The 5,102-nt window shown below is 57.2% G+C and carries 4 protein-coding genes; 2 read left to right on the top strand and 2 right to left on the bottom strand.

All coding sequences use genetic code 11. The annotated features are described in order from the left end of the window. Positions 1-247 precede the first annotated feature (247 nt). Together AC629_RS40990 and AC629_RS40985 are read left to right on the top strand one after the other, a co-directional pair. Positions 248-529: a hypothetical protein gene (locus tag AC629_RS40990; protein WP_084810348.1), complete on the top strand. Its 282-nt coding sequence runs from the start codon at positions 248-250 to the stop codon at positions 527-529. Positions 530-806: 277 nt separating this feature from the next. Next, positions 807-1,544 (top strand): hypothetical protein, encoded by a 738-nt coding sequence (locus tag AC629_RS40985; RefSeq protein WP_143199843.1) that lies wholly within the window; start codon positions 807-809, stop codon positions 1,542-1,544. A 216-nt stretch (positions 1,545-1,760) separates the two neighbouring features. On the opposite strand, the gene AC629_RS40980 is transcribed toward AC629_RS40985, so the two are convergent. Both AC629_RS40980 and AC629_RS40975 read right to left on the bottom strand, forming a co-directional pair. Next, positions 1,761-3,542: an adenylate/guanylate cyclase domain-containing protein gene (locus AC629_RS40980; protein WP_084810346.1), complete on the bottom strand. Its 1,782-nt coding sequence runs from the start codon at positions 3,540-3,542 to the stop codon at positions 1,761-1,763. Between the two features lie 642 nt (positions 3,543-4,184). Then, entirely contained in the window at positions 4,185-4,655 is a 471-nt protein-coding gene (locus AC629_RS40975) for a YybH family protein (RefSeq protein WP_168195713.1), read from the bottom strand. Between the last annotated feature and the right edge of the window lie 447 nt (positions 4,656-5,102).

Here is a 5,102-nt window from a genome sequence, read left to right as displayed (position 1 = left end):
GACTCGCCAGCCTGCCAGCGATCCCAGATCTCAGACCCCTGAACCGCAGAATAATAGATGCTACGTCGCCGCTTCATGCCCACACTCCATCTTTGCTAAAAAATTAGAGTGTTGCACCGACCGGTTGAGTCCACCGAAAGCGACCTACTTATGCGCGGCAACGAAACGACGCGATGGGCCAACAGGCGACATCGCAAGTGGGTCCTGATATGAGGAGGCCGCCCACCGCCTTCATCATGAGGTTCATATGATAACCGACCGAAACGCGCTCTCCGTTGATGTCGAATACGTCATTGACGCGAATGGCACGAAGACGGTTCTTGTGGTCGAGACCGACTTGCAGCTAGACCCACCCGAAATCGATTTTGATAAGGCGGCAGTGGATGCGCTTTGCTCTGATTTGGAGCGGCATCGTGCGTCAAGTCCCTACATCGACGCTGTACGGCTCGTGCGGAGACGGCTCGGGCCAGTCGAGCCGATAACGGTAACCGGAACGCTCGGCGAGCACCGAATTAAGACCAACCCCTAAGCCGTGTAGGGGAGACTGCTCAGTCCACCGGATGCCCGCTGTGGGTCAAACTGAGGAGAACCCAGCCGAGCAAATGTCTTCCGGTTTGGCCCCTGAAAGCGGACTTCGCCCCATCCAGACGACGCTTCGCATTTGGGCCATATGCGGAAGTGCCGCCCACGGTTAAAGCGGCGTTCCGCTATGCGACATTTCGGAAATCGTCTTAAAGTTCGACTTCGCGTTAGCGGAGCATATACGATTGATACAACATATAGTGGCACTTAGGCTAGTGAGCAAAATGCGCCATCTCGCGGTATCACTTTTCATCGTTTTCGCTTGCGCCATGCAGGCGGAAGCCGCACCAACATCTATTCGTTGCGATGGCAAATATTACGATCGGCAGCAGCCGTACTTTGTAACCTACGACCTCGTGACAAATCACTTTGTGTATGAGAACCCCGGTGGAAACAAACTGCCTGGCGAGATCATCGCGGTAACCGACGCACAACTGGACCTCAGCCTCAGGGCTGATGGAGGACGTATTCTTCTTTCCTTCAATCGGAAGCGCAATGTGATGACGTGGCCGGGAATGCCGGCGCATGAACTGGGAAGACCTTTGCTGCAACACGTCTGCGCGGAGGTGCCCGGCAGGACAATGCTGTCAGTATTCCGCCAACCCGAGCAATTCGACCCGAAACGTCTCGACCCGGTTGATACCTTTTCGCTCGCCTGCCCGGGCCAGTACAGCCCATATTTCGTCACTCTGGATCGCTCCACGAGAATAGTAGTCCTGGAGACTCAATCCGCGGCCGAGATCATGTCGGGCAACATCACTGGGGCCGACGACGACTCCATTAGATTCACGGTCGCCGGTCGCTCCGGCCAATTCGATTTGGTCTGGAATGACCGCAAGCGATTGCTGACCTGGATTGGTGTTGCGGATAATCCAGCAAGGCCGACAACCAGCCATGAATGCACTGTCACAACGCCGCGATCAATCATGGAGACCTATGCCAACTTAGTTCGCTGGCGCTAAACGTGACACGGTCGCTAAGACTGCTATGGGTCATTCTCGACTGAGCCAGCCGGTCCTCCCTGCCAGCCGATGTCCGCTTCGACCTGAAAGCGACCGAGGCGCTGCTTTGCAGCGAAAAGACGCGATGGGCCAGAAGCGGCCGTTCCTGCGTGCTATCCCTGTAGGACTATTTTCGACAATCGCACGCGATTCAACGGCGGGTCCGGCGTAGCGGATTCACCTCTCTGGCATCCCCGCCTTGCGCAGCCCTTCGTATAATCTTTCGCACTTGGCTAGGTAAGATGGATGCTTGGACGGACGAAGAAATTGTAGTTCGCGAATCGTCCGAGCGGACGGGCCAGTCCGGAGATAGTTGACGAGTGCAGCGCTCGCCTCGTCGGCGTGACCCTTCATGCCGTGAGCGGCAGCGAGACATAGGTGAGCCAAAGAATAGTTTGGGCTCAAGCCAATCGCCTTGCGCAGCATCGCAATTGCTCGGACATCGTCGCCAAGCAGAAATTGGACCCAGCCAATGCCGCTGTACCCTCGGAACAAAAACGGGTCGCGTGGACTGAGGCGGATGAAGTCGGTGAAATGTACCAGGGCCTCCTCACCGAGGCCCGAAAGAACCTTCGCAGAACCAAGGCCACAGTGCGCGAAGTGCAAATTCGGGTTGAGCCGGATCGCCGCTTCGAATTCGTCGATAGCTTCCCGGAAGCGCTGTTGTAGAGAAAGCACGATCCCCACAACGTGGTGGCAGTACGGGTCAGATGGATCCAAGGCCAGAGCCCGTGCCGACATGGCCTCAGCCTGACGTAGGTCTTCGTCGCGCGCTTCGCTCCACAAGCTCGCGATGTTACTTGCTAGCACGTCCGCCAACTCTGCTAGCGCCCGAACGTCGTCAGGGGCCAGCTGCAACGCCGCTCTATATTGCTGAATCGCCGCGACGGTGTTTGAGCGAGACACACCGTGGTAGAGATGTGCGCGAGCGCGCATCACCAAGTCTACCGCATCTGGATTTGTCGAACGCTCGCTGCGACGGCTCTCGGCTTCAATAAGCTGCACGTCGAGCGCGTGCGCGAGCTCGACGGTGATTGCATCCTGCAGCTCGAGAAGCTCTGAAATTTCTCGATCGAACCGATCAGCCCATAGATGAGTACCATTTTCGGCATTGATCAGCTGGACGCCAACCCGCACGCGCTGACCCGCCTTTCGGACGTTGCCTTCAATCACGTAGCGAATGCCGAGTTCACGCGCGACCTGCTTTACGTCCACCGACTTGCCCTTGAAGGTAAAGGCAGTGCTATGCGCGATCACGAAGGAGCCAGCGAGGCGGGATAGCTCTGTGGTAAGGTCTTCGGTGACGCCATCTACGAAATAATCCTGCCCTGGATCGCCGCTGAGATTGACAAACGGCAGTACGATCATGGAAAGGCGCGGCACGCTCGATACAGGGGGCATGCCGTTGCTTGGCGCAAGCGAGGCCTGCGCACCAATCTTGATCGCGTAGGCATGTATTGGCCTATCAATGTTCTTGAGCCATTGCTCGCCTACGTCCTCGAAGGGAATCTCGAATTGGCCTCGTACGTACTCCTGAACTGGATTCGAAACACAGATGCCGCCCGGCTCCGCGATACCTTCCAGACGCACCGCTACGTTTACTCCATCACCGAATATGTCACCGCAATCTATGATGACATCACCAACATTGATGCCAATGCGGAACTCGATTCTCTTCTCCTGCGGCAGACTGGCATTGCGTTCAGCCATGCCGCGCTGAACGTCGATGGCGCAGCGCACGGCGTCGACTACGCTGTTGAATTCGGCCAATATTCCGTCGCCGGTGTTCTTGACAACATGTCCTCGGTGCTCGCTGACCTTGGGATCAACGAGAACACGCAGATGTTCCTTCAACTGAAGGTGCGTGCCCTCCTCGTCCATGCCAGTCAGCCTAGTGTAGCCCGCGACATCAGCGGCGAGGATGGCTGTGAGCCGCCGCTCTAGGCGCTCCGTGCCCATGCTTAGCTCCCGGATGGCTACAGCACAGTCTACGCGCCTTGCGTAGCGGGCGCTAGCGATGGGTCTTGTAGAAGGTCAGACGTTGCGGAGGCCGGACATCACCCAGTCTCCCTGGTGAGCGCTGCCAAGCGGCATTCGCTTCCACGACGCCATTCATCGATTGCCCAAAAGCGCCGGATCAAGGCCCAACACAGGCGTCGAACGCCACGCCAGCAACGTGAACCGTAAGAGCCCGACGGTAGGGCCGTCAGTCATGTCTCTTGTGGGTCATTCTCGACCGACTCTGCGGGTTTCGGCCGCCGTTCGATGTCTGCTCTTCCCCGAAAGCGACCTAATTGCTGCGCGGCAACGAAATGACGCGAAGGGCCATAAGCAGTCATGACGGAAACTCGCAAGCGCTTCGAGCAGGCCCCTCCCGCTGTTGCCGCAAGCCCGGCGACCACGGTCGGACGAGACCGGCGAGGGCCACGCGTTCAGGCGCGACTATGTTGCGGCATCAGGCGGCCAAGTTTCCGCTCCAGGTACATCATGCCCGGCGGCCTTTGATCGCCAGTGCTGAAGCGCTTGCTGGAGTGAGTTTTTCCTCCACAGCGGTAGAAAATCGAGCGTGCGCCATTGTGTCAGCGCCTTCGGGCGTCCAGCTCAGAGTTCAGGCACAGAACTCGCCTTCATTTCTTTGATGAGCCATTTGCCTTTGACCCGGATTAGGGCGTCGTCCGAGTTAGTGTGGGCGGCTATCTCTTTCTTCACCTTATCCACATAGAGGCACTCGAAGTATAAGTGCGCACTGTCACCTTCCACGGCGTACTTAATCCGAAAGGCAGGTGTGTACGCGACCCACTGGTTCTGAGGCTGGAACGTTCCAGCGGACTGCCAATAGCTCCTTATCTCATCCTTCCCTTGATAGGTTTTTCCGCCGGATGTCAGTTTCGCGTCGTCTGCAAATAACGACAGCATTAGATCGAGATTCTTAGTTGTGCCCGCTTCATGGAAGATGATTTCTATCTTATGAATGCCCATGAAGTCTTCAGCGTTTTCTTCTGTGGCGGCCTTAGACGCGATGCCGAATGACAAAATGATTGCAGCGGGCAGAACTAGATATGACCAGCGCATAGTTCCCTCCCTACATGTTGGTGGCGCGGGCCTTGGGGACTTACGCTCACGATAGTTCGCACGTTTAATCCCTCGGGTTCGCGAGTTTGTTGTACTTCGCGATCGCCCGCGCGCACTGCGAACGCTCAGTGAGAGACCGGCACAAAAGGATTGTCGGCAGTTCGGAGAATGCGATGCCTGCCGAGAGCATTCGCGCTGCCCACTCGGTCCTAACGGAGAATCTCGGCTCATCCCGCCTCGAAGAGCAGCTTGACGGAAAGATTACACCATCCCACGCCCACTCAAAAGAGGCCCTGCGCGGGCTGGGCGCGGCATATTCGGCAGAAGCTGGTGGCCGCAATGTCCGTTGAGGGTCTTGGCTGTGTGAAAACGCCAAGGCGCTTGAGCGCGATAGAAGAAGTTATTCGTCCAAGGCGGTTCTAGCGCTTAAGCTAGCACGTGGCTTCA

It is taken from the genome of Bradyrhizobium sp. NAS80.1, from assembly GCF_001908205.1.
In the GTDB taxonomy this organism is placed as follows: Bacteria; Pseudomonadota; Alphaproteobacteria; order Rhizobiales; family Xanthobacteraceae; genus Bradyrhizobium.
Note: the sequence above shows the minus strand (reverse complement) of the source record. Positions and strands in the feature narration are given on the sequence as shown.

Coding starts and splice junctions, on each gene's coding strand:
- AC629_RS40980 (WP_084810346.1), bottom strand. CDS start 3,542: ATGGGCACGGAGCGCCTAGAGCGGCGGCTCACAGCCATCCTCGCCGCT.
- AC629_RS40990 (WP_084810348.1), top strand. CDS start 248: ATGATAACCGACCGAAACGCGCTCTCCGTTGATGTCGAATACGTCATT.
- AC629_RS40975 (WP_168195713.1), bottom strand. CDS start 4,655: ATGCGCTGGTCATATCTAGTTCTGCCCGCTGCAATCATTTTGTCATTC.
- AC629_RS40985 (WP_143199843.1), top strand. CDS start 807: ATGCGCCATCTCGCGGTATCACTTTTCATCGTTTTCGCTTGCGCCATG.